21 protein-coding genes are annotated in these 22,093 nt (G+C 62.0%); 10 read left to right on the top strand and 11 right to left on the bottom strand.

The window, feature by feature from the left end; genetic code table 11:
- Positions 1-186 precede the first annotated feature (186 nt).
- The 3 genes from tcyN to tcyJ are packed head-to-tail and all read right to left on the bottom strand — an operon-like array spanning position 187 to position 2,407.
- Positions 187-945: an L-cystine ABC transporter ATP-binding protein TcyN gene (gene tcyN / locus PFU01S_RS15505; RefSeq protein WP_027914140.1), complete on the bottom strand. Its 759-nt coding sequence runs from the start codon at positions 943-945 to the stop codon at positions 187-189.
- Positions 946-947: 2 nt separating this feature from the next.
- Positions 948-1,616 carry a cystine ABC transporter permease gene (gene tcyL, locus PFU01S_RS15500; protein ID WP_027914139.1) on the bottom strand — a complete coding sequence of 223 codons (669 nt, stop codon included), beginning with the start codon at positions 1,614-1,616 and terminating at the stop codon, positions 948-950.
- Positions 1,613-2,407 carry a cystine ABC transporter substrate-binding protein gene (gene tcyJ / locus PFU01S_RS15495; RefSeq protein WP_023535740.1) on the bottom strand — a complete coding sequence of 265 codons (795 nt, stop codon included), beginning with the start codon at positions 2,405-2,407 and terminating at the stop codon, positions 1,613-1,615. Before tcyJ ends, tcyL begins: the two co-directional genes overlap by 4 nt.
- Before the next feature lie 274 nt (positions 2,408-2,681).
- Here tcyJ and epsC point away from each other — a divergent pair, with 274 nt between their 5' ends.
- Together epsC and betT are read left to right on the top strand one after the other, a co-directional pair.
- Positions 2,682-3,614 (top strand): serine O-acetyltransferase EpsC, encoded by a 933-nt coding sequence (gene epsC / locus PFU01S_RS15490; protein ID WP_027914137.1) that lies wholly within the window; start codon positions 2,682-2,684, stop codon positions 3,612-3,614.
- 306 nt (positions 3,615-3,920) lie between these two features.
- Positions 3,921-5,882, top strand: coding sequence for a choline transporter BetT (betT, locus tag PFU01S_RS15485; RefSeq protein ID WP_165919275.1), 1,962 nt, complete (start codon positions 3,921-3,923; stop codon positions 5,880-5,882).
- Between the two features lie 80 nt (positions 5,883-5,962).
- On the opposite strand, the gene tauD is transcribed toward betT, so the two are convergent.
- Genes tauD through tauA form a run of 4 tightly spaced genes read right to left on the bottom strand, consistent with a single transcriptional unit; the run spans position 5,963 to position 9,465 of the window.
- Positions 5,963-6,796: a taurine dioxygenase gene (gene tauD, locus PFU01S_RS15480; RefSeq protein ID WP_028688186.1), complete on the bottom strand. Its 834-nt coding sequence runs from the start codon at positions 6,794-6,796 to the stop codon at positions 5,963-5,965.
- 48 nt (positions 6,797-6,844) lie between these two features.
- Positions 6,845-7,684 (bottom strand): taurine ABC transporter permease TauC, encoded by an 840-nt coding sequence (gene tauC, locus PFU01S_RS15475; protein WP_028688185.1) that lies wholly within the window; start codon positions 7,682-7,684, stop codon positions 6,845-6,847.
- Positions 7,681-8,466 carry a taurine ABC transporter ATP-binding subunit gene (tauB, locus tag PFU01S_RS15470; RefSeq protein WP_028688184.1) on the bottom strand — a complete coding sequence of 262 codons (786 nt, stop codon included), beginning with the start codon at positions 8,464-8,466 and terminating at the stop codon, positions 7,681-7,683. Before tauB ends, tauC begins: the two co-directional genes overlap by 4 nt.
- A 27-nt stretch (positions 8,467-8,493) precedes the next feature.
- The gene (gene tauA / locus PFU01S_RS15465; protein WP_028688183.1) at positions 8,494-9,465 is read right to left on the bottom strand and encodes a taurine ABC transporter substrate-binding protein; all 972 of its coding nucleotides are present in this window, start codon (positions 9,463-9,465) and stop codon (positions 8,494-8,496) included.
- Between the two features lie 491 nt (positions 9,466-9,956).
- Here tauA and PFU01S_RS15460 point away from each other — a divergent pair, with 491 nt between their 5' ends.
- From PFU01S_RS15460 to PFU01S_RS15425, 8 genes are all read left to right on the top strand, one after another.
- Positions 9,957-11,291 carry an OprD family porin gene (locus PFU01S_RS15460; protein WP_027914131.1) on the top strand — a complete coding sequence of 445 codons (1,335 nt, stop codon included), beginning with the start codon at positions 9,957-9,959 and terminating at the stop codon, positions 11,289-11,291.
- Positions 11,292-11,452: 161 nt separating this feature from the next.
- Complete coding sequence (locus tag PFU01S_RS15455) at positions 11,453-12,094, top strand: peroxiredoxin (RefSeq protein WP_028688182.1); 642 nt, start codon at positions 11,453-11,455, stop codon at positions 12,092-12,094.
- A 180-nt stretch (positions 12,095-12,274) separates the two neighbouring features.
- Complete coding sequence (gene ssuE / locus PFU01S_RS15450; RefSeq protein WP_023535782.1) at positions 12,275-12,868, top strand: NADPH-dependent FMN reductase; 594 nt, start codon at positions 12,275-12,277, stop codon at positions 12,866-12,868.
- A gap of 84 nt (positions 12,869-12,952) precedes the next feature.
- Entirely contained in the window at positions 12,953-13,918 is a 966-nt protein-coding gene (locus tag PFU01S_RS15445; RefSeq protein ID WP_027914129.1) for a sulfonate ABC transporter substrate-binding protein, read from the top strand.
- Between the two features lie 57 nt (positions 13,919-13,975).
- Positions 13,976-15,124, top strand: coding sequence for an FMNH2-dependent alkanesulfonate monooxygenase (gene ssuD / locus PFU01S_RS15440; RefSeq protein ID WP_027914128.1), 1,149 nt, complete (start codon positions 13,976-13,978; stop codon positions 15,122-15,124).
- Positions 15,125-15,134: 10 nt separating this feature from the next.
- Complete coding sequence (ssuC, locus tag PFU01S_RS15435; RefSeq protein ID WP_027914127.1) at positions 15,135-15,932, top strand: aliphatic sulfonate ABC transporter permease SsuC; 798 nt, start codon at positions 15,135-15,137, stop codon at positions 15,930-15,932.
- Positions 15,929-16,741, top strand: coding sequence for an aliphatic sulfonates ABC transporter ATP-binding protein (ssuB, locus tag PFU01S_RS15430; RefSeq protein ID WP_028688181.1), 813 nt, complete (start codon positions 15,929-15,931; stop codon positions 16,739-16,741). The genes ssuC and ssuB overlap by 4 nt, the downstream gene beginning before the upstream one ends.
- A 33-nt stretch (positions 16,742-16,774) precedes the next feature.
- Positions 16,775-16,990, top strand: coding sequence for a TOBE domain-containing protein (locus PFU01S_RS15425; RefSeq protein ID WP_003255829.1), 216 nt, complete (start codon positions 16,775-16,777; stop codon positions 16,988-16,990).
- A gap of 27 nt (positions 16,991-17,017) precedes the next feature.
- Here PFU01S_RS15425 and PFU01S_RS15420 read toward each other — a convergent pair whose 3' ends face one another.
- The 4 genes from PFU01S_RS15420 to PFU01S_RS15405 form a co-directional block, all read right to left on the bottom strand.
- Positions 17,018-17,650, bottom strand: a complete 633-nt coding sequence (locus tag PFU01S_RS15420) for a TetR/AcrR family transcriptional regulator (RefSeq protein WP_028688180.1) — start codon at positions 17,648-17,650, stop codon at positions 17,018-17,020.
- Positions 17,650-19,227 carry a glutamate--cysteine ligase gene (gshA, locus tag PFU01S_RS15415; protein WP_241194868.1) on the bottom strand — a complete coding sequence of 526 codons (1,578 nt, stop codon included), beginning with the start codon at positions 19,225-19,227 and terminating at the stop codon, positions 17,650-17,652. The genes PFU01S_RS15420 and gshA overlap by 1 nt, the downstream gene beginning before the upstream one ends.
- A 154-nt stretch (positions 19,228-19,381) precedes the next feature.
- The gene (locus PFU01S_RS15410; RefSeq protein ID WP_033694972.1) at positions 19,382-19,765 is read right to left on the bottom strand and encodes a PaaI family thioesterase; all 384 of its coding nucleotides are present in this window, start codon (positions 19,763-19,765) and stop codon (positions 19,382-19,384) included.
- Positions 19,765-22,089 carry a Tex family protein gene (locus tag PFU01S_RS15405; protein ID WP_027914122.1) on the bottom strand — a complete coding sequence of 775 codons (2,325 nt, stop codon included), beginning with the start codon at positions 22,087-22,089 and terminating at the stop codon, positions 19,765-19,767. The genes PFU01S_RS15410 and PFU01S_RS15405 overlap by 1 nt, the downstream gene beginning before the upstream one ends.
- Between the last annotated feature and the right edge of the window lie 4 nt (positions 22,090-22,093).

The following is a 22,093-nucleotide window of genomic DNA, read 5'->3' as shown; positions in this document are numbered from 1 at the left end:
AGCTGATCGCGACAGACGTATGCTGGTCCGGTGGTCCGGTACATATACCGTAAAGGTTTATAAAATATTTATGAACTAACGGTTTGGAATATATATAGAAGCGTGTCGCCTGCCACCAGGCGACATGGATTCAGGCCTGAGCTCAATGACGGCTGTGCTTTTACAATGCGGGCTGGCTTTGCCGGCTTACTCAGAAGCAGCCGTGCCCAGAAACTTGCGCAGAAACTGCCGCGTGCGCTCCTGTTGCGGCGCCGCGAACAAGGCTTTGGCCTCACCTTGCTCCACGATCACACCCTTGTCGAAGAAGATGACCCGGTTGGCCACGTCGCGAGCGAAGCTCATTTCATGGGTAACGATGATCATGGTGCGTTTTTCTTCCGCCAGGCTGCGAATGGTCGCCAGTACCTCGCCTACCAGCTCCGGGTCCAGGGCCGAGGTGGGTTCATCGAACAGAATCACCTCCGGCTCCATGGCCAAGGCACGGGCAATGGCCACCCGCTGCTGCTGGCCCCCGGACAGGCGACGCGGGTAGGCGTCTTCCTTGCCTGCCAGGCCCACCTTGGCCAATAGACGCCGGCCAAGGTCCACCGCTTGGTCGCGCGGTGTTTTCTTGACGATCACCGGCCCTTCGATGACGTTCTCCAAGGCCGTGCGGTGGGGAAACAGGTTGAAGTTCTGGAACACGAAGCCTGCCTGTTGGCGCAGGCGACGTATCGCGCTGTGTTGCGGGCCGAGGGGCCGGTCGGCATCGATGCTGATGGCGCCGATCTTGATCTGCCCGGCATCGGGCGTTTCCAGCAGGTTCAAGCACCGCAGGAAGGTGGTCTTGCCCGACCCGCTGGGGCCGATGATCGCCACCACTTCACCCGGCTGCACCGTCACATCGATGCCATCGAGCACGGTCAGGCCCTTGAAGCGTTTGGTCAGGCCTTTGACTTCGATCATGCTCAGTGCTCCTGGTCGTGTTGGTTGACCCGCGCTTCCATGCGGTTCTGGAAGTGGGCCAGGATACTGCACAGCACCCAGTAGACCACGGCCACTGCCACGTACATGGTGAACACCTCGAAGGTACGTGCCGTGATCAACTGGGCCTGACGGAACAGCTCCGGCACCTGGATGGTGGCGGCCAGCGCAGTGTCCTTGACCAGCGAGATGAAGCTGTTGCCCAACGGCGGCAACGCGGTGCGCAGCGCCTGGGGCAGGATCGCCCGGCGCATGGCCTGCACGCGGGTCATGCCGATGCTGGCTGCTGCTTCCCACTGCCCACGGTCGATGGAAGCGATCGCGGCGCGCAGGATCTCGCAGATGTAGGCGGCCATGTTCAATGACAGCCCGATCAGCGAGGCGGGGATCGGGTCGAGCTCGATACCGATCTGGGGCATGCCGAAGTAGATGACGAACAGCTGCACCAGCAGGGGCGTGCCACGGAAGAACGATACGTATATCCGTGCCAGCCAGTTGAGCGGCAGCACTTTGGACAAACGCATCAACGCCAGGGCAAAGCCCAGCACCAATCCGAAGAACATGCCCCCTACGCTGAGCAGCACGGTGTAACCCGCACCCTTGAGCAGAAAGGGTGCGGAGTCGGCGACCAGTTGCAGGCTTTCAGCGATCATCGGGTGACGTCAGCACCGAAGTACTTTTCGGACAGCTTGGTCAGCGTCCCGTCCGCCTTGAGCTTGTCGATGGCCTTGTTGATGGCGTCCAGCAGTTCAGGTTCGCCCTTGCGCATGGCAACCCCGCTCTCCAGTCGCGAGAACGCATCGCCCGCCAGTTGCGTATCCTTGGCTTTCTGCGCGTATTCAAGTGCAGCCAGGCGATCGATCAGGATGGCATCGATGCGGCCGTTGCGCAGGTCGGCAAACTTGCTGGGGTCGTCTTCATAGGTACGCACTTCGGCCTTGGGCACATCCTGTTTGACCCATTGCTCGTAGTTAGTACCCAGGCCTACACCGACTTTCTTGCCTGCCAGGTCCTGAGCGCCCTTGATGCCGAGCTGGTCAGCCTTCTTCTTCAGCACCAGCGCCTGGATACCCGAGACGGTATAGGGTTCGGAGAAATCGTATTTCTTCTTGCGCTCCTCGGAAATCGTGACCTGGTTGACGACGATGTCCAGCCGCTTGGATTCCAGCGCAGCCAGGATACCGTCCCATTTGGTCGGCTGGATCTTGGCCTTTACGCCGAGCTCCTTGGCCAGCAATTCGGACAGCTCCACTTCGAAGCCGGTCAGCTTGCCGTTTTCATCCTGGAAGCTGAAGGGTGGGTATGTGCCTTCAAGGCCGACGTTGATCACGCCTTTTTCCTGGATGGTCTTCAACTCTTCGCCGGCAAAGGCCTGGCCAAGCAGGCCTGTGCCCAGCAGCAGGGCCAGGCTGGCATTGAGTAGCGGTTTGGCGAACTTCGACATGTCTGAGCCCCGAGCGTGTTGTGAATGAAGTGATGGCGACTATAGGGTTGGATGCGCAGCGCAGGAAATAGTCAAAAATTATCGCACTTTGCCTATTTATGCGTTTGGAAATTGTCCATTGATCTTGAGGGTAGGCGAGGCTGGCATGGCTGTCATTGCTCTGGCGGTCCAATCCAGTGTCAGGAAAGAGGGTGAGGCCTGTTCCAGGGCGCTTGCCCGCAAAATGACGGCATCGACAATAGAACAGATAGCCTAGAAGGCAGGAGAACACACCGTGAGCGAACAACCCGCCTCCGGGCACTGGCAACTGCAGGGGATCGTGGCCGGCTTGCGCGGTGCCCGTGAGCAATGGCGCACCCGCAATGGCCGCAGCAGCGGCGAACAAGGTGGCCGGGAGCTGCCGTCGCGCGAAGCGGTGCGACAGATCCTTGAACAGCTCTGCGGCGCGCTGTTTCCCATGCGCCTCGGGCCAGTGGACCTGCGCGAGGAGAGCGAGGATTTTTATGTCGGCCATACCCTGGACGCCGCGCTCAATGCGTTGTTGGTGCAGGCGCGCCTGGAACTGCGCTACGCCGCCCGGCAAGGCAAGGAGGACCTGGCGGGTGTCGACGCCCATGCCCTGAAGCTGATCCAGGGCTTTGCCGCAGCGCTGCCGGGCATGCGTGTACTGCTCGATACCGACGTGCTGGCGGCCTACCACGGCGACCCGGCGGCACGCAGTGTCGATGAAGTGCTGCTGTGCTATCCCGGCATCCTGGCGATCATCCATCACCGTCTGGCCCATCACCTGTACACGGCCGGGCTGCCACTGTTGGCACGAATCAGTTCGGAGCTGGCCCACTCGGCAACGGGTATCGATATCCATCCTGGAGCCCAGATCGGCCCAAGCTTCTTCATCGACCACGGTACCGGCGTGGTGATCGGCGAAACCGCGATCATCGGCGAGCGCGTGCGGATTTATCAGGCGGTGACCCTTGGCGCCAAGCGCTTCCCGAGCGATGAGTCCGGCACGTTGCACAAGGGCTTGGCCCGTCACCCGATCGTCGAAGATGACGTGGTGATCTATGCCGGCGCTACCGTACTGGGGCGTATCACCATCGGGCAGGGTTCCACCATCGGTGGCAACGTCTGGTTGACGCGCAGTGTGCCGCCGCACAGCAACATTACCCAGGCCAACCTGCAGCTCGATTGTCAGGACAAACAGTGATCGTGGACGGTGCCTTGAGTCGGCACCCGCCCGGTGCATGCCCCTTTGCGGCCAGGGGTCGACAGGGCATGTCAGGCTGGCCAAGAGGTGTTTCCAGGGCATTACCAATCGGCGCTTCAATTCGCAATGAGGCTCAAACCATGTTTAACTTGAACGCTTGTTCAATTAAAAAAACGCTGGTCCGCTGCCGGTGTTCATCAGGAGGATTCCTTTGCTGAACCCGTTAATTATGCGTCTTTCGTCCTTTGACGAGGTGCACACGCCATGAGTGCACCGACCCCTTCGCTTGCCCCTGGCAAGATCCGCATGAACCCCCCGGTGTTCTATTTTGCGGCAAGTTTCATCCTCATCTTTGGCCTTGTGGTCATCATCAACCCGGAGAGTGCAGGCCAGTGGTTGCTGGCGGCGCAGAACTGGGCTGCCAACACGGTAGGCTGGTACTACATGCTGGCGATGACCCTGTATCTGGTCTTCGTGGTGGTCACCGCCGTATCCGGCTACGGCAAGATCAAGCTCGGTGCCGACCACGACGAGCCCGAATTCAGCTACCTGTCATGGGCGGGCATGCTGTTCGCTGCGGGGATCAGCATCACGCTGTTCTTCTTCTGCGTCTCGGAACCGCTTACCCACATGCTGCAGCCGCCCCAGGGTGAGGGGGGTACGGCTGAGGCGGGGCGGCAGGCGATGCAGATCCTGTTCCTGCATTGGGGCCTGCACGGTTGGGGCGTCTTTGCCTTCGTCGGCATGGCGCTGGCTTATTTCGCCTACCGGCACAACCTGCCGCTGGCCTTGCGCTCTGCGCTCTACCCGCTAATCGGCAAGCGCATCAACGGGCCTATCGGCTATGCGGTCGACGGCTTCGGCATCATCGCCACGGTATTCGGCCTGGGGGCCGACATGGGCTTTGGCGTGCTGCACCTCAACGCCGGCCTGGATTACCTGTTCGGCATCAGCCACAGCCAGTGGGTGCAGGTGGTGCTGATCACGCTGATGATGGGCGCGGCGGTGGCCGTGGCGGTAGCCGGTGTGGAAAAAGGCGTACGGGTAATGAGCGACATCAACCTGTTCCTGGCCTGTTCGCTTTTGCTCTTCGTGTTGTTCGCAGGCCCCACCCAGCACCTGTTCAACACCCTTATCCAGAACCTGGGCGACTATTTGGGTGCCTTGCCCCGCAAGAGCTTCGACGTCTATGCCTATGGCGATAACCGTGAGTGGCTGGGCGGCTGGACAGTGTTCTACTGGGCCTGGTGGATCGCGTGGGCGCCGTTCGTGGGCTTGTTCATCGCGCGCATCTCCCGTGGGCGGACCATTCGCGAGTTCGTCTTCGGTGTGCTGCTGATTCCGCTTGGCTTCACCCTGGCGTGGATGTCGATCTTCGGCAACAGTGCACTGGACCAGGTCATCAATCACGGCATGACCGCGCTGGGCCAAGCCGCGTTGGACAACCCGTCCATGAGCCTGTACCTGCTGCTGGAGACCTACCCGTGGAGCAAGGCGGTGATTGCCATGACGGTGTTCGTCAGCTTCGTGTTCTTCGTGACGTCGGCAGACTCCGGTACCGTGGTGCTGTCCACGCTGTCGGCAACCGGCGGCGATGCCGACGAGGATGGCCCGAACTGGCTGCGCATCTTCTGGGGCGCCATGACGGCACTGGTGACCAGTGCCTTGCTGTTCGCCGGCAGCATCGACTCGCTGAAGTCAGCGGTGGTGCTCACTTCGTTGCCCTTCTCGCTGATCCTGTTGTGCATGATGTGGGGGCTGCACAAGGCCTTCTACCTGGAGTCGCAGCGCCAGATCGCGCAGATGCACTCGCTGGCTCCCTTCGCCCAGTCACGCCGAGGCCGTGGAGGTTGGCGCCAGCGCTTGAGCCAGGCGGTGCATTTCCCTTCGCGGGACGAGGTGTATCGGTTCATGGACGATGTGGTGCGCCCGGCCATTGCCGATGTGCGTGAGGTGTTCGAGCAGAAAGGGCTGGTGCTGATCACCCAGGACGACCCGAGCCATGACAACGTCAGCTTGAAAGTCGGCCATGGCGATGAACAGCCGTTCATCTACCAGGTGCAGATGCGCGGTTACTTCACGCCCTCGTTCGCCCGTGGTGGCCTGGGTGCCCATGAGTTGAAGAACCGCCGCTATTACCGGGCGGAGGTCTACCTCAGCGAAGGCAGCCAGAATTACGACCTGGTGGGCTACAGCAAGGAACAGATCATCAACGACATCCTCGACCAGTACGAACGGCACATGCAGTTCCTGCATTTGGTGCGCTGATCGCCCCGTCCTGGAAGGGCGAGCCTCATGGCTCGGCCTTCCAGGATCGCCCCGCCTCTCTCCGACTAAGCGCCCTCCGGCTAATAGGGCGCATCGCCCAGAATGGTTGCCCTGTGCATCACTCGCCGGTTCGGCCGGTAGTCGTCCACTGCGTAATGCTGGGTGACGCGGTTGTCCCAGAACGCTACGTCGTTTTCCTGCCAGCGCCAGCGGATCGTGAACTCTGGCCGGGTGGCATGAGCGAAAAGAAGCTTCAGCAGTGCCTCACTTTCCGATTCGCTCAATTCATTGATGCGCGTGGTGAACCCCTCATTGACGAACAGTGCCTGGCGCCCGCTGGCTGGATGCGTGCGTACCACCGGATGAGATAAGGGTGGGTTTTGACGCCGGGTCTGCTCCCAGCGCGCCAGATCCTGCGGAGTTGTGCCAAAGCGCTCCAACGGGAATGACTTGGTGAAGTCGTGGGTCGCCGTCAGCCCGACCAGCATCGCCTGCAGCGGCGCTGACAATCCCTCGAAAGCTGCAATGCCACTGGCCCACAGGGTATCGCCGCCATAGGCCGGCAAGTGCTTGGCACTGAGCACTGCGCCCAGGGCCGGTGTCGGCAGAAAGGTCACGTCGGTGTGCCAAACGGCGTTGTCACGGACGTCAGTGACCGCAGTATCGAGCACCAGCACCTGGGGCGTATCGGGTACGTTGGGGTAGATGGGGTGGATGTGCAGGTCGCCAAAGCGGGCGGCAAAACGCGCCTGCTGGGCGGGGGCGATGGGCTGGTCGCGGAAGAACAGCACCTGATGGCGAAGCAACGCGTGTTCTATGGCGTCGCGCACCTCGTCGCTGATGTCGCGGGCAAGGTCCACGCCGCCGATCTGTGCGCCCAGCGCCGGGCTGAGTGGGGTAATGGTCAGGCTCATGTCGGTCTCTTCAGGCAGGCGCCCTTGCGGGCGCACGAGCGGTAGGGTTCAGTGGCTTTGTCCGTGCCAGGGCACCAGTCGGCGTTGCAGCGCGCGTAGGCTCATCTCCAGCGCGAACGCGATCAGCGCGATCAGCAGGATGCCCAGCACCACCACATCGGTGACCAGAAATTGCGCGGCCGACTGCACCATGAAGCCAAGGCCGCTGGTGGCGGCGATCAGTTCGGCCGCTACCAGCGTCGACCAACCGACGCCCAGGCCAATCCGAATGCCTGTCAGAATGTCGGGCAGCGCACTGGGCAGGATCACGTGACGAATCAGCTGGGCCCTGGTCGCACCCAGCGATTGCGCGGCTCGCAGCTTGGCCGGGTCGGTGGTGCGCACGCCCGTGGCAGTGGCGATGGCGATGGGCGCGAAGATCGCCAGGTAGATCAGCAGCACCTTCGACAGCTCGCCGATCCCGCACCAGATGACAATCAGCGGCAAGTAGGCGAGCGGGGGGATAGGCCGGTAGAACTCGATCAACGGGTCGAAGATGCCCCGTGCCACGCGGCTATAACCAATGGCGATACCTATCGGGATGGCCGTGAACACCGCGGCCAGCAATGCCGTGCCGATACGCCCGAGACTGGCGCCAAGGTGCTGCCACAGGCTGGCATCCATGTAGCCCTGGGTGAGCAAGACCCAGGCTTTGGCCGTGATGTCAGCAGGCGAGGGCAGAAACAGGGGCTCGACCCACCCGGCAGCCGTGACCAACCACCAGGTCAGCACTAGGCTGGCCAGGGTCAATGCGCTGATCCAACGGGTGGGCAGCAAGCGAGCCCCGCTGGCGGCAGGTGCTGATTGAACAGTGGGCTCACTGGCCGCTGGTATATCAATGCTGCTCATGCGCGCTCCTGGGATTGACGGTGCGAAAAGACCCGGGCCAGCACATGCTCGCGCGCTTCGATGAAGCGCGGGTCGGACTTGATCGCCCGCGCCGGCTCGCCGTTGGCGTAACGCTGGCCGAAGTCCAATTGAAGCCGCTCGACGATGCGCCCTGGGCTGGGTGCGAGCAGCACCAACTCAGTGGCGAGAAACACGGCCTCCTCTATGTCATGGGTGATCAGGAACACAGGTTTGTCGGCGCGCTGCCAGATATCCAGCAGCAGCGTCTGCATGTGCTCGCGGGTGAACGCATCCAGGGCACCGAACGGTTCATCCATCAGCAGTACGCCAGGGTCGGCGGCCAATGCACGGGCCAGGCCCACGCGCTGCTTCTGGCCGCCTGAAAGCTGCCATATGCGCCGCTCGGCAAACTCTGCAAGGTCGACCAGGGCGAGCATCTCGCGGGCTCTGGCTTCACGTGCCGCGCGTGGCACGCCGGCCAGTTCCAGGCCGAAGGCGACATTGCCCAGCACGTTCTGCCAGGGCAGTAGGGCATCATCCTGAAAGACCACGCCACGCTCGGCCCCTGGCCCCTGCACGGGCACGCCGTCGAGCGTGATGCGTCCCGCGCTGGGGCTGACGAATCCTGCGATCAGGTTCAGCAACGAGGTCTTCCCGCTGCCCGAGGGCCCAAGCGCCACCAGCAACTGCCGCGGCCCTACGCTCAGGGTGATGTCGGCCAGCACCGGGCTCGCGGCACCAGGGTACTGTGCGCTGATGCGCTCCAGTTCGAGCAAGGCCATGTCAGGCTCCTGTCATTGGCTGCAAATTCAGTGGGGGAGGTACTGGGCACTGACGTAGGGGCTGTAGTCCGGCAGTACGGCCTCGACCTTGCCTTGCTGCTTGAGGAACGTGGCCGTGTCGGTCAGGGCCTGGGTAGTGGGCGCACCCAGGGCGCTGGCCTGGTCTGCGGCCAGCGGGTAGACGTTGCCTTGCAGCAACACCGGGATGTCCGAAGGCTTGGCGCCGGACAGCTTGGCCAACTTGGCGACGTTGTCCTGGTTCGCCAGCCAGGCTTGCGGGTCCTTTCGGTAGTCGGCATACGCCTGCAGGGTGACCTGCGCGAAGGCCCTGACCACGTCGGGGTGCTTGGATGCGAAGTCCTTGCGCACGATCCAGGCGTCGAAGGTGGGGGCCCCCGCCTTGCCCAGCTCGCCCGAGGTGATCAGCACCTTGCCGGTTTCCTTCGCCACGCCCAGCGCAGGGTCCCAGACATAGGTGGCGTCGATGTCGCCACGTTTCCATGCCGCGATGATCGCGGGCGGTGCCAGGTTCACGATCTGCACCTTGGCAGGATCGATGTTCCAGTGCTTGAGTGCTGCCAGCAGGCTGTAGTGCCCGGTTGACACGAAGGGAACAGCGACTTTTTTGCCCACAAGATCCTGGGGTGTCTTGATTTCATCGCGCACCACCAGCGCTTCGCCGGCCCCGATCTGCGTGGCGATCAGGAACGTCTCGATCGGCAGCTTGCGCGTTGCGGCGGCTGCCAATGGGCTGGAGCCCAGATAACCAATCTGCACGTCCCCACTGGCAACGGCGGTGATCACATCGGCACCATTGTCGAACTTGCGCCAGTCGATACTGGCTTTGGTCGCCGTCTCGTAGTCGCCATCGACCTGCGACACCTTGGCAGGATCGACCGTCGTCTGATACGCCACGGTCAAGTCTGACGCCTGGGCCATCCAGCTGGCGCCAGCAAGGGCTAAGGTACTGAGAATTCGCAGGGTGCGGTGCGGGTTCATGGTGAGCTCTCATCGGGTAAAGGATGCATGAGCTAAGGCTAATTGATCTAAAAAACTAAAAATAAATAACTTTTAAGAATTAGCTTAGCGCGTGTTTGGCACCCTTGGTCGATGCTTGACCACGCGCAATGGCAAAATCAGCCGACGCTGCTAGGCTCAGCGTCCCTATAGATCCAATTGGAATGAGGTTATGAGCAAACGATTGCAAATAGCCGGGGGTTATGAGAAACCCACTTGCTACAACAAAATGCAGTAATGGTTCCTTACATATTCCTTAAAAGTCTTACCGATTCACAAAACAGTCATTTTGGATTTATAGGATTGTCATTATCCTGTAGCGCAGGTTGGCGCCTTAGACCAAAGTCGCGAAACGTTTAGAAATGATTGACTAAAGGGTCACGCTTTGGGACTAAATCGCCCATCCACGGTGAGCGGGGCAACAGACCCGGCCGCCTGAGATACACAAAAATTAGAACGTAGAGGAGCAAAGCATGTACAAGTCCAGCCTGGCCATGGCCGTGGCACTGGGTGTTCTCGCCCAACAAGCAGGTGCTGCCGGTTTCGTTGAAGACAGCAAGCTGTCGGTCAGCTCGCGCACCATGTACTTCAATGGCGACAACCGTGACGGCGGCGCCGACAACCGTGAATCGGGCCAGGGCTTCAAACTGGATTACCTGTCCGGTTTCACCCAGGGCACCGTTGGTTTCGGTGTAGACGCCCAGGCTCTGTGGGGCATCCACCTCGATGGCGGCCGTGGCAAACACCCTGACAACAGCAGCTTCTTCCCAAGCGATTCCGACGGCTCCGCCGTCAGCCAGTGGGCTCGCCTGGGTGCCAACGCCAAGGCCAAGTTCTCCAAGACTGAAGTCCATTACGGCAGCGCCCTGGCGCCTAACCTGCCGATCCTGGTCTCCAACGATGGCCGTCTGCTGCCGCAGACCTTCGAAGGTGGCACCCTCCAGTCGAAGGAAATCGACAACCTGACCATCAACGCCGGTCAGCTGACCCACGCCATGGGCCGCGCCTCGAGCAACCGCACCGGCCTGTCGGTCAACGGCGCCTTCCGTGACAGCAACAAGTTCCGCTATGGCGGCCTGGACTACAAGCTCACTCCAGACCTGACCCTGCAGTACTACTACTCGAACCTGGAAGACTTCTACAAGCAGCACTTCCTGGGCGCTACCCACGTCTTCAAGATCGCTGACGACCAGTCGTTCAAGACTGACCTGCGCTACTTCAACAGCAGCAGCGATGGCCGTAACGGTGACTCGGGCTACACCTTCAACAACAACGGCGGCTTTGCCAAGACGCCTGGCGAGGTCGACAACAAGACCTGGTCGGCAATGTTCACCTACACCCTGGGCGGTCACTCGCTCATGCTCGGTCACCAGCGCGTCAACGACGACGGTGGTTTCGTCTGGTTGAACCAGGGTAGCGTGCGCAAGGACGGTTCGCGTTCCTCGCTCGAAGGCGCCGGCGGCGCCAGCTTCTACCTGTTCACCGACAGCATGATCAACCAGTTCGCCAAGGCCGGTGAGAACACCACATTCGGTCAATACGCCTACGATTTCGCGCGCCTCGGCGTACCGGGCCTGAAGGCTTCGGTTTCCTACCTCAAGGGTGAAGACGGCAAGAACGCCAGCGGCAATGGCCACTTCAGCGAGTGGGAACGTGACGCCCGGATCGACTACGTCATCCAGGAAGGCACGTTCAAAGGCCTGGGTGCGAGCCTGCGCCACGGTGTATACCGCGGCACCGGTGAAAGCTCGTTGGCCGATCAGGACCAGACCCGTTTCATCGTGAACTACACTTACAATTTCCTGTAAGCCGTAGCCACATTAAAGAGCCTCGCCTGATGCGAGGCTTTTTTGTGACCAAAATTTGTTATGCGTAAAAAGCATTAATAAAGCTTTATTTATTCTTTTTAAGGTTGAAGAAATTCAGGCACATTCATTCCACAGGCACCCCAGCACAGGAGCTGCATCCCATGAGCCTCAAACTCGGCGATATCGCCCCGGATTTCGAACAGGATTCCAGCGAAGGCAAGATCCGTTTTCACCAATGGCTGGGCGACAGCTGGGGCGTGCTGTTCTCGCACCCTGCCGACTTCACCCCGGTGTGCACCACCGAATTGGGGCTCACGGCCAAGCTCAAGGATGAATTCGCTAAGCGCGGAGTCAAGGCCATTGCACTGTCGGTCGACCCGGTCGACTCGCATCACCGCTGGATCGACGACATCAACGAAACCCAGCAGACCGTGGTCAACTTCCCGATCCTCGCCGACGCCGACCGCAAGGTGTCCGATCTGTACGACCTGATCCATCCAAATGCCAGCGATACCCTCACCGTACGCTCGCTGTTCGTCATCGACCCGAACAAGAAAGTTCGCCTGACGATTACCTACCCCGCCAGTACCGGGCGAAACTTCAACGAGATCCTGCGGGTCATCGACTCGTTGCAATTGACCGATTCGCACAAGGTCGCCACGCCAGGCAACTGGCAGGACGGCGACGACGTGGTGATCGTTTCTTCGCTCAAGGACGAAGAAGAGATCCGGCAACGCTTTCCAAAAGGCTACAAGGCGGTCAAACCCTATCTGCGTCTGACGCCTCAACCGAACCGAGCGTGAATACTGTGTTGCATAGCGCTTAGCCAAGCAGGGATTTTCGGGCCGTTTCGACGGCCCTTTTTTTTGACAAAAAATTGGCCAGTAAATACCTAAATCGAATAAACAAAGAATTAAATATGATTTATAGATATATAAAGATGCTGATAATGTCGTCCTACCGTAACCCAAGGAAGCGCAGCAATGCTGGTCGTATCAATCGGTGGTAGCCCAAGTCCTCGCTCACGCTCAGGCGTGTTGCTCGAACGTTCGCGGCAGTGGCTCGAGCACCGTGGCGTTGAAGTCGTCACCCTGCAGGTGCGCGACTTTCCTGCCGAAGACTTGCTGCATGCCCGCTTCGACAGCCCGCACGTGCAGCACTTCCAACAGTTGGTGGCCCAGGCCGATGGCCTGATCGTTGCCACGCCGGTGTACAAGGCTTCGTTCGCTGGCGCGCTGAAAACCCTGCTTGACCTGCTGCCCGAGCGCGCATTGGCCAACCGGGTAGTACTGCCTATCGCAACGGGCGGCAGCATTGCCCACATGCTGGCCGTGGATTACGCCCTCAAGCCCGTGCTGTCGGCTCTCAAGGCCCAGGAGACCCTGCAAGGGATCTTTGCCGACGACAGCCAGATCGCCTATGCCGAAGGCAATAAGCCGGCCCAGCTGGCGCCTGCCCTCGAAGAGCGGCTGCACGACTCGCTGGAAACCTTCCACCTGGCCCTGGCCAGGCGCCCGCGCCCGGTAGCACCCGGTGTGCTCAATGATCGCCTGATCAGTGCTCGCTGGAGCATCTGATCCGGCAAACCCGCTGTATCACCTTACTCGCCCGTCAACGAGGCAAGCAGGTGCAACCCGAACCCCATCGCACAGGAGAGCGCCATGCGCACAATCTTCTTGCGTCGTGGTCTGGTCGCCCTGTTTGCGGCGGCTGTGTCCCTCGGCGCCATCACCCAGGCACAGGCTGAAACCCTGCGCATCGGTTATCAGAAATACGGCACCCTGGTGCTGCTCAAGGCCAAGGGCACGCTGGAAAAGCGCCTGGCCGAGCAGGGCGTGCAGGTGCAGTGGACCGAGTTCCCCGGCGGCCCTCAGCTGCTCGAAGGGCTGAACGTCGGTTCTGTCGATTTCGGCGTGACCGGCGAAACGCCTCCGGTATTCGCACAGGCCGCCGGGGCCGATTTGCTGTACGTGGCCTACGAGCCTCCCGCACCTCACAGTGAGGCCATCCTGGTGCCCAAGGACTCGCCGATCCAGTCGGTGCAGGCACTCAAGGGCAAAAAGGTCGCCCTCAACAAGGGCTCCAATGTCCATTACCTGCTCGTACGGGCACTCGAAGACGCAGGCCTGAAGTACACCGATATTCAACCGGTCTACCTGCCCCCGGCCGATGCGCGCGCAGCGTTCGAGCGTGGCAGTGTCGATGCCTGGGTGATCTGGGACCCGTACCAGGCCGCCGCCGAGCAGCAGCTGCAAGCCCGCACCCTGCGTGACGGCCAGGGCCTGGTAGACAACCATCAGTTCTACCTGGCCACGCGCAGTTATGCGAATCAGCACCCGGCCGTCATCAATACCGTCATCGAACAGGTACGTGCGGTCGGTGAGTGGTCGCAGGCCAACCCGCAGGAGGTCACCGACCAGGTCGCTCCGCTGCTTGGGCTCACGCCGGACATCACCCTGACGTCCGTCAAGCGCCAAGGCTACGGCGCAGCGCCCTTGACGCCGGACGTAGTGGCGGCCCAGCAGAAAATCGCAGACACCTTCCAGACGCTCAAGCTCATACCCAAGCCGCTGCGCATCAAGGACGTGATCTGGACACCCCCGGCCAAGGTTGCCAGTGCACCTTGATTGATCTGCCCGTGCCGGGCCTTCCCCGGCTCAGCTATCCCTTAGGAGACAACTCCAATGAGCCTCAACATCTTCTGGTTCCTCCCCACGCACGGTGATGGCAAATACCTGGGCACCGCGCAAGGCGCCCGGGCGGTCGACCATGGCTACCTGCAGCAGATTGCCCAGGCGGCCGACCGCCTGGGGTTCGGCGGCGTGCTGATACCCACCGGGCGCTCCTGCGAGGATTCCTGGCTGGTGGCCGCCTCCCTGATTCCTGTTACCGAACGGCTGAAGTTCCTGGTAGCCCTGCGCCCTGGGATCATCTCGCCGACAGTCGCCGCGCGGCAGGCCGCCACGCTCGATCGCCTGTCCAATGGCCGGGCGCTGTTCAACCTGGTAACCGGTGGTGATCCGGATGAGTTGGCCGGTGACGGCCTGCACCTCAATCATCAGGAGCGCTACGAAGCGTCTGTCGAGTTCACCCGCATCTGGCGCAAGGTGCTTGAAGGCGAAGAAGTCGACTACGACGGCAAACACATCCAGGTCAAAGGCGCGAAGCTGTTGTACCCACCCATCCAGCAGCCTCGTCCACCGTTGTATTTCGGTGGTTCGTCCGAAGCCGCCCAAGACCTGGCTGCAGAGCAGGTCGAGCTGTACCTGACCTGGGGCGAACCGCCCAGCGCGGTGGCTGAAAAGATCGCCCAGGTGCGCGATAAGGCAGCTGCTCAAGGGCGCGAGGTGCGGTTTGGCATTCGTCTTCATGTGATCGTGCGCGAGACCAATGCGCAAGCGTGGGAAGCGGCTGAAAAACTGATATCCCATCTGGACGACGACACCATCGCTCGCGCCCAGGCATCGCTTGCCCGTTTTGACTCGGTAGGGCAGCAGCGCATGGCCGCGCTGCACAATGGCAGCCGCGACAAGCTCGAAGTCAGCCCCAACCTGTGGGCTGGGGTAGGCCTGGTTCGCGGAGGTGCAGGCACTGCGCTGGTGGGCGATGGCCCGACCGTCGCCGCACGGGTCAAGGAGTATGCCGCCCTGGGCATCGACACTTTCATCTTCTCCGGTTACCCACACCTGGAAGAGTCATACCGGGTGGCCGAACTGTTGTTCCCGCACCTGGACGTACAACGGCCTCAGCCTGCCACCGGCGGCGGCTACGTGAGCCCGTTCGGCGAGATGGTTGCCAACGACATCTTGCCCAAGTCCGTGGCCCAGCGATGAGGGGTACTGTATGAGTCGCAAAGCCTCGAATACCGTGACAGAGCGCTTGGCGCCCTGGGCGCTGCCGGTACTGCTGCTGGCCGCGTGGCAACTGGCGGTCAGCGCTGGCTGGCTGTCAACCCGCATTCTGCCAGCGCCAAGCGCCGTACTGTCAGCCGGCGTCGACCTGGTACGCAGTGGAGAGATCTGGACGCACCTGGCCATCAGCGGCTGGCGTGCCGGGCTGGGCTTCGTGATCGGTGGCAGCATTGGCCTGGTGCTGGGCTTCATCACCGGGCTGTCCAACTGGGGCGAGCGCCTGCTCGACAGTTCGGTACAGATGATCCGTAACGTGCCGCACCTGGCCCTGATCCCGCTGGTGATCTTGTGGTTCGGCATCGACGAGTCGGCGAAGATCTTTCTGGTCGCGCTGGGCACGCTCTTCCCCATTTACCTGAATACCTACCACGGGATCCGCAATGTCGACCCGGCCCTGGTGGAAATGGCGCGCAGCTACGGGCTTTCGGGGTTCAGCCTGTTTCGCCAGGTGATCCTGCCCGGTGCCTTGCCTTCGATACTGGTGGGCGTGCGCTTCGCACTGGGCTTCATGTGGCTGACCTTGATCGTCGCCGAAACCATTTCGGCCAACGCCGGCATTGGCTACCTGGCGATGAACGCCCGGGAGTTCCTGCAGACCGATGTGGTGGTGCTGGCCATCGTGCTGTACGCCGTGCTCGGCAAGCTCGCCGACCTGGCTGCCCGTGGCCTTGAGCGTGTGTGGCTGCGATGGCATCCGGCTTATCAAGTTGCCAGGAAGGAGGGCGCATGACCGTGCTCAAGGACAATCCGCCACACCTGCTGCGTGGCATTCCATTGGCCGCCAAGGGCCTGCTTAAAACCTTCGGCTCGCGCGAGGTGCTAAAAGGCATCGACCTGCATGTCCCGGCCGGCCAGTTCGTCGCCATTGTCGGCCGTAGCGGTTGCGGCAAAAGTACCTTGCTGCGCCTGCTGGCTGGGCTCGACCAACCAACGGCAGGGCAACTGCTGGCAGGTGCTGCACCGCTGGACGAGGCACGGGAAGAAACCCGCCTGATGTTCCAGGACTCGCGGCTGCTGCCGTGGAAAAAGGTCATCGACAATGTGGGGCTCGGCCTGTCCGGCGATTGGCGTGCCAGGGCGCTGGATGCGCTGGAGGCAGTGGGCCTGGCCGACCGCGCCAACGAATGGCCCGCAGCCCTCTCGGGCGGCCAGAAGCAGCGCGTTGCGCTTGCCCGCGCACTGATCCACCAACCGCGTCTGCTGCTGCTGGACGAACCGCTAGGTGCGCTGGATGCACTGACGCGCATCGAAATGCAGCAACTGATCGAGCGCCTGTGGGGCCAGCATGGTTTCACCGTGCTGCTGGTGACCCATGACGTCAGTGAAGCGGTTGCGGTGGCAGATCGCGTGATCCTGATCGAGGACGGCGAAGTCGGGCTCGACCTGACGGTCGACCTGCCACGGCCACGACCGCGCGGTTCGCACCGCCTGGCCGCGCTTGAAAGCCAAGTGCTCAACCGAGTCCTTTCTGCGCCGGGCACTGCGCCCGAGCCGGAGCCTGTTGCCCCCCTGCCCACGCAGTTGCGTTGGGCGCACTGAACCCCCAGAAGCCATCGAAAAGGAAACACTCCAATGACCATCAAAGCCATCAACGTCCGTAATCAGTTCAAAGGCACCGTCAAGGAAATCCTCGAAGGCCCGGTGCTGTCGGAAATCGACGTCCAGACCGCCTCGGGTATCGTCACATCGGTCATCACGACCCGCTCCGTACGTGAACTGGAACTGCAAGTGGGCAGCGAGGTGATTGCCTTCGTGAAGTCCACCGAGGTATCCATCGCCAAGCTGTGATCGAGCACGGGGCCGCCTTGCGGCCCCTCAGTGCGAACGCTTGACCAGAAAAGGTGGCAGGTACAAGCCCAGGTAGGCTTCGAATACCCGCTTGCCTTCTTCGGCCATGCGCGGGGTGATGGTCTCGTGCAATTGCATCGACCGGGCATACACCCGATCGCTCAATTCCATGGCCAAGGCGAACACATCCACATCCGCAGGCATCACCGGCAAGTGAAAGTGCTGGTCGAACAACCTGTGCATCAGGGCGCCGAGCTCCATGTCGTGCTGCCGGTCAGCCTGCATGACCTCGCTGAGGCCATGCTGCGCCAGGATCAACTGCCGCGCAGCGGCATCCTCGTTGTAGATATCCAGCATGCGTTGCTCGATCAACCGCGACAGCTCATGCCAGCGGGTGAGCATGCTGCTGTCGATCGGCGCGCCAAGCGCCTCGCGGAAAACCCTGTGTACATCGGCAGTCAGCGCTTCGAGCAGCGCAGGCACGCTGGCGAAGAAGTGGTAGACCGATGACGGCGGGATTTGCGCGCGCTCGGCCACGCTGTAGATCGACAGGCCAGCCATCCCGCCCTCGGCCAGGAGCTCGCGGGCAGCTGCCAGGATCGCTTCGATCCGGGCCTGGCTGCTGGCGCGTGGCTTGCGCGCTGGGATGCCGCGGGTCATCAGTTGCTGATTGCCAGGATACTGGCCTGGTAGGCGCCCACGAAGGTATCGAACTCGCCCACTTCTTCCTGTTCCAGCTGCGACTGTTTGGCCAGGGACTCGCGCGCCAGCGTTTCGAAGGCCTGCTGCTGGTCGGGGCTCAGGGGCTGCTCGCGCAGTGTCTGGGCGTGGAGACGGCTTTGTCGCAGCGAGAACGCGATGAAGCTCTCATCATGCTCGGTCATGCGCGCCAACACCTGGGCCGATGGGGTCAGCTCGGGGTCGTCGACCTTTGCCTGCTGGGCTTGCAGGGCCTTGGCGTGCTCATCCCCGCCCTGGGCCTGGTCGAGCAGGTCGGCCAATTGAGCGATCTGAGCAATCAGCTCGCTGGCCCAGTCCTTGAGCGGCACAGGCTGCCCATCACGCTGCAACTTCAGGCCTGGACGCCGGCCTTCTTTGACCACACTCAGGAAATTGCTGGTGCACTGGCTGCATTCGTTGTTGTTGAGCTGTGGGCTATCGTCCAGCGCGCAGAACAGCAAAAACGCATCGAGAAAGCGTGCTTCGGTGAGGTCGATGCCCACTGGCAGGAGCGGGTTGATGTCCAGGCAGCGCACCTCCACGTACTGCACGCCGCGCGAGGTGAGCGCCTGGATTGGACGTTCGCCGGAGTAGGTCACCCGCTTGGGACGGATGTTGGAGTAGTACTCGTTCTCGATTTGCAGAATGTTGGTGTTCAGCTGTACCCACTCGCCATCGACATGGGTGCCGACCTCCACATAAGGTGGGTACGGCGTGCCTACCGCCTTGCGCAGGCTGTCGGTGTAGCTGGACAGGTTGTTGTAGCAGGGCGTCAGGCCCGCCTGGGCATTGCTCTGGTAGCCCAGGTCGCTCATGCGCAGGCTGGTGGCGTAGGGCAGGTAGAGGGTGTCGCCATCGAGCTCTTCGAGCTGGTGGGCGCGGCCCCGCAGAAAGCCCTTGTCCAAGGCGGGCGAAGCGCCGAACAGGTACATGAGCAGCCAGCTGTAGCGACGGAAATTGCGGATCAGGGCGATGTACGCGGCCGACTGATAATCCCGTTCGTTTTCAGTGCTGCCTTCGGCTTCGCGCAGCAATGGCCACAGGGCCTCGGGCAGCGAGAAGTTGTAATGGATGCCGGCAATGCACTGCATGGTGCGGCCGTAGCGCAGGGCCAGGCCCTTGCGATAGACATGCTTGAGCTTGCCGATGTTGGAAGTGCCGTACTCGGCGATGGGAATGTCTTCTTCAGCCGGCAGCGAACACGGCATCGACGGGCTCCAGAGGTACTCGTCGCTCAACTTGGTGTAGACGAACCTGTGGATCTGCTCGAGGTTTTCCAGCACCGCAGCGGCGTCAGGCAGCGCCGGGGTGATGAATTCAAGCAATGATTCGGAGTAATCGGTGGTGATCTGTTCGTTGGTCAGCGCCGCGCCCAGTGCTTCGGGGTGCGGTGTCTGGGCCAGACGGCCACTGTCTGTCACGCGCAGGCATTCGCGCTCAATGCCGTGCAGACACTGCTTGAGCAAGGGGAGATTATCGCCGAGCAAGCTCAGGCGGCGGTTGAGGAGTGTGCTCAAGATGTATTCCTTCACGCGTCAGTCGCCCCAATATGGGGGTAGAGATGACGGTCTACAAGGGTAGGGGGAAGGGAACGGGCGTTGTCGCCTGGTTTACCGCGGCCCCAGCAGTGCGCGCGCACTGCCGAAGTTACCGCAGATAATGCTTTGTGAGCTAGAGCGCGACGAAGGTTCCTTGCGCCTTGGCAACCAGCTTGTCGTCCTGGACTACGTCAGCGTCGACCACCAGCGTGCGTCTGCCTGCGTGCAGCACCCGAGCGGTGCACAGCACCTCGCCATCGCTGACGGCGCGCAGGTAGTTGATCTTGCATTCGAGGGTGACGCTCTGCTGGTCGAAGCCGTGGCTGGACGAGCAGGCCAGCCCCATGGTGATGTCCACCAGGCTGAAGATCGCCCCGCCATGAAGCTTCTGGCCACGGTTGCGCAGGTGCGGCGCCACCGCCAGGCTCACCTCGGCAACGCCCGCTTCCAGGCGTTGCAGGCTGCAGCCCAGCAATTGGCTGAAGGCGCTTTGCACGTACTCGGGTGCCACGTCCATCACTTCTTCTTCAACTGCTTGGCGTTGGCGAACAGGGCAGCCATGGCGTTGTTGGCCGGCGCTGCAGTGGCGGTCTCGCGCTGACGGGGCGCTGGCTGCTGACGGCCACCCCCCTGGCCACGTCCGCCACCCCGGTTGCCTTCGACCTTCTCGCCCGGCGTATCGCTCATGCGCATGGACAGGCCGACACGCTTGCGCGGGATGTCCACTTCCATGACCTTGACCTTGACCACATCGCCGGCCTTGACCGCTTCGCGTGGGTCTTTGACGAACTTTTCCGACAGCGCCGAGATATGCACCAGCCCATCCTGGTGCACGCCGATGTCCACGAAGGCGCCGAAATTGGTGACGTTGGTCACTACGCCTTCCAGGATCATCCCAGGCTCCAAGTCCTTGAGGTCCTCGACCCCGTCCTGGAAGGTGGCCGTCTTGAACTCCGGACGCGGGTCGCGGCCAGGCTTGTCCAGTTCCTGCAGGATGTCGGTCACCGTGGGCAGGCCGAAGGTTTCGTCGGTGAATTTCTTTGGGTCCAGGCGCTTGAGGAAGCTGCTGTCCCCGATCAGCGAGCGGATGTCCCGGTCGGTGTTGGCGGCGATGCGCTGCACCAGCGGGTAGGCCTCGGGGTGAACGGCAGACGCGTCCAGCGGGTTGTCGCCGTTCATCACGCGCAGGAAGCCTGCGGCCTGCTCGAAGGTTTTTTCACCCAGCCGGCTGACTTTCTTCAAGGCTGCACGGGTGGCGAACGGGCCGTTGGCATCGCGATGGGCGACGATGTTCTGTGCCAGGGTCGTGTTCAACCCAGAAATACGCGTGAGCAGGGCGACCGACGCGGTGTTCACGTCCACGCCAACGGCGTTCACGCAGTCCTCGACGACGGCGTCGAGGCCGCGTGCCAGCTTCACTTGCGACACGTCGTGCTGGTACTGGCCCACGCCGATGGACTTGGGATCGATCTTGACCAGCTCGGCCAGTGGATCCTGCAGACGACGGGCAATCGAGACCGCGCCACGGATCGACACATCCAGATCGGGGAATTCCCGGGCCGCCAGCTCCGATGCCGAGTACACCGAGGCGCCGGCTTCGGAGACCATGACCTTGGTGATCTTCAGGGCAGGATACTGCTTGACCAGGTCAGCCACCAGCTTGTCGCTCTCGCGGCTGGCGGTGCCATTGCCGATGGCGATCAGCTCGACCGAATGCTTGGCGCACAGCGCAGCCATTACCGAGAGCGTGCGGTCCCATTCGTTCCTGGGTGCATGGGGATACACGGTGGTGTAGTCGAGCAGCTTGCCGGTGGCATCGACCACGGCGATCTTGCAGCCCGTGCGCAGGCCAGGGTCGAAGCCCAGCGTGGCGCGCGGGCCAGCGGGCGCTGCCAGCAGCAGGTCATGCAGGTTGTGGGCGAAGACGTTGATCGCCTCACCCTCGGCATTGTCGCGCAGTTCACCGAACAGGTCGGTCTCCAGGTGGGTGTAGAGCTTGACCTTCCAGGTCCAGCGCACCACTTCACCCAGCCATTTGTCGGCCGCGCGGCCACGGTTCTCGATGCCGACGTGCTCGCCGATCATCAGTTCGCACGGGTGCAGGGTACCCGGCAGCTCTTCGCCCACTTTCAGCGAAGCGCTGAGTACACCTTCGTTGCGCCCGCGGAAGATCGCCAGCGCGCGGTGCGACGGCGCGCTGCGCAGCAGTTCGTCATGGGCGAAGTAGTCGCGGAACTTGGCACCTTCCTCTTCCTTGCCGGGCACCACGCGTGCGCTGAGCACCGCTTCCTGCTTCAGGAAACTGCGCAGTTTGTCGAGCAGGGCTGCATCTTCGGCGAAACGCTCCATGAGGATGTACTTGGCCCCCTCCAGCGCAGCCTTGACGTCTGCCACGCCCTTGTCGGCGCTGACAAAGCGCGCCGCTTCGCTTTCCGGGACCAGGGACGGGTCGGCGAACAGGCTGTCGGCCAGCTCGCCCAGACCGGCTTCCAGGGCGATCTGGCCCTTGGTGCGGCGCTTTTGCTTATAGGGCAGGTAGAGGTCTTCGAGGCGCGTCTTGGTGTCGGCCAGCTTGATCTCGCGCGCCAGTTCCGGCGTCAGCTTGCCTTGCTCCTCGATGCTGGCAAGGATGCTGATGCGACGCTCGTCGAGCTCGCGCAAGTAGCGCAGGCGCTCTTCCAAATGGCGCAGCTGGGTGTCGTCCAGGCTACCGGTCACCTCTTTACGGTAACGGGCGATGAAAGGCACGGTAGAGCCTTCGTCCAACAGGCCCACGGCCGCCTCGACCTGTTGTGGGCGTACGCCCAGTTCCTCGGCGATACGGCTGTTGATGCTGTCCATGTAA

The sequence above is a fragment of the Pseudomonas fulva NBRC 16637 = DSM 17717 genome (genome assembly GCF_000730565.1).
Taxonomy (GTDB): Bacteria; Pseudomonadota; Gammaproteobacteria; order Pseudomonadales; family Pseudomonadaceae; genus Aquipseudomonas; species Aquipseudomonas fulva.
Note: the sequence above shows the minus strand (reverse complement) of the source record. Positions and strands in the feature narration are given on the sequence as shown.

Excerpts from the sequence above, each read along its gene's own strand:
- tcyN (WP_027914140.1), bottom strand. The coding sequence starts at position 945 with ATGATCGAAGTCAAAGGCCTGACCAAACGCTTCAAGGGCCTGACCGTG.
- tcyL (WP_027914139.1), bottom strand. The coding sequence starts at position 1,616 with ATGATCGCTGAAAGCCTGCAACTGGTCGCCGACTCCGCACCCTTTCTG.
- tcyJ (WP_023535740.1), bottom strand. The coding sequence starts at position 2,407 with ATGTCGAAGTTCGCCAAACCGCTACTCAATGCCAGCCTGGCCCTGCTG.
- betT (WP_165919275.1), top strand. The coding sequence starts at position 3,921 with ATGAACCCCCCGGTGTTCTATTTTGCGGCAAGTTTCATCCTCATCTTT.
- tauD (WP_028688186.1), bottom strand. The coding sequence starts at position 6,796 with ATGAGCCTGACCATTACCCCACTCAGCCCGGCGCTGGGCGCACAGATC.
- tauC (WP_028688185.1), bottom strand. The coding sequence starts at position 7,684 with ATGAGCAGCATTGATATACCAGCGGCCAGTGAGCCCACTGTTCAATCA.
- tauB (WP_028688184.1), bottom strand. The coding sequence starts at position 8,466 with ATGGCCTTGCTCGAACTGGAGCGCATCAGCGCACAGTACCCTGGTGCC.
- tauA (WP_028688183.1), bottom strand. The coding sequence starts at position 9,465 with ATGAACCCGCACCGCACCCTGCGAATTCTCAGTACCTTAGCCCTTGCT.
- PFU01S_RS15460 (WP_027914131.1), top strand. The coding sequence starts at position 9,957 with ATGTACAAGTCCAGCCTGGCCATGGCCGTGGCACTGGGTGTTCTCGCC.
- PFU01S_RS15455 (WP_028688182.1), top strand. The coding sequence starts at position 11,453 with ATGAGCCTCAAACTCGGCGATATCGCCCCGGATTTCGAACAGGATTCC.
- ssuE (WP_023535782.1), top strand. The coding sequence starts at position 12,275 with ATGCTGGTCGTATCAATCGGTGGTAGCCCAAGTCCTCGCTCACGCTCA.
- PFU01S_RS15445 (WP_027914129.1), top strand. The coding sequence starts at position 12,953 with ATGCGCACAATCTTCTTGCGTCGTGGTCTGGTCGCCCTGTTTGCGGCG.
- ssuD (WP_027914128.1), top strand. The coding sequence starts at position 13,976 with ATGAGCCTCAACATCTTCTGGTTCCTCCCCACGCACGGTGATGGCAAA.
- ssuC (WP_027914127.1), top strand. The coding sequence starts at position 15,135 with ATGAGTCGCAAAGCCTCGAATACCGTGACAGAGCGCTTGGCGCCCTGG.
- ssuB (WP_028688181.1), top strand. The coding sequence starts at position 15,929 with ATGACCGTGCTCAAGGACAATCCGCCACACCTGCTGCGTGGCATTCCA.
- PFU01S_RS15425 (WP_003255829.1), top strand. The coding sequence starts at position 16,775 with ATGACCATCAAAGCCATCAACGTCCGTAATCAGTTCAAAGGCACCGTC.
- PFU01S_RS15420 (WP_028688180.1), bottom strand. The coding sequence starts at position 17,650 with ATGACCCGCGGCATCCCAGCGCGCAAGCCACGCGCCAGCAGCCAGGCC.
- PFU01S_RS15410 (WP_033694972.1), bottom strand. The coding sequence starts at position 19,765 with ATGGACGTGGCACCCGAGTACGTGCAAAGCGCCTTCAGCCAATTGCTG.
- PFU01S_RS15405 (WP_027914122.1), bottom strand. The coding sequence starts at position 22,089 with ATGGACAGCATCAACAGCCGTATCGCCGAGGAACTGGGCGTACGCCCA.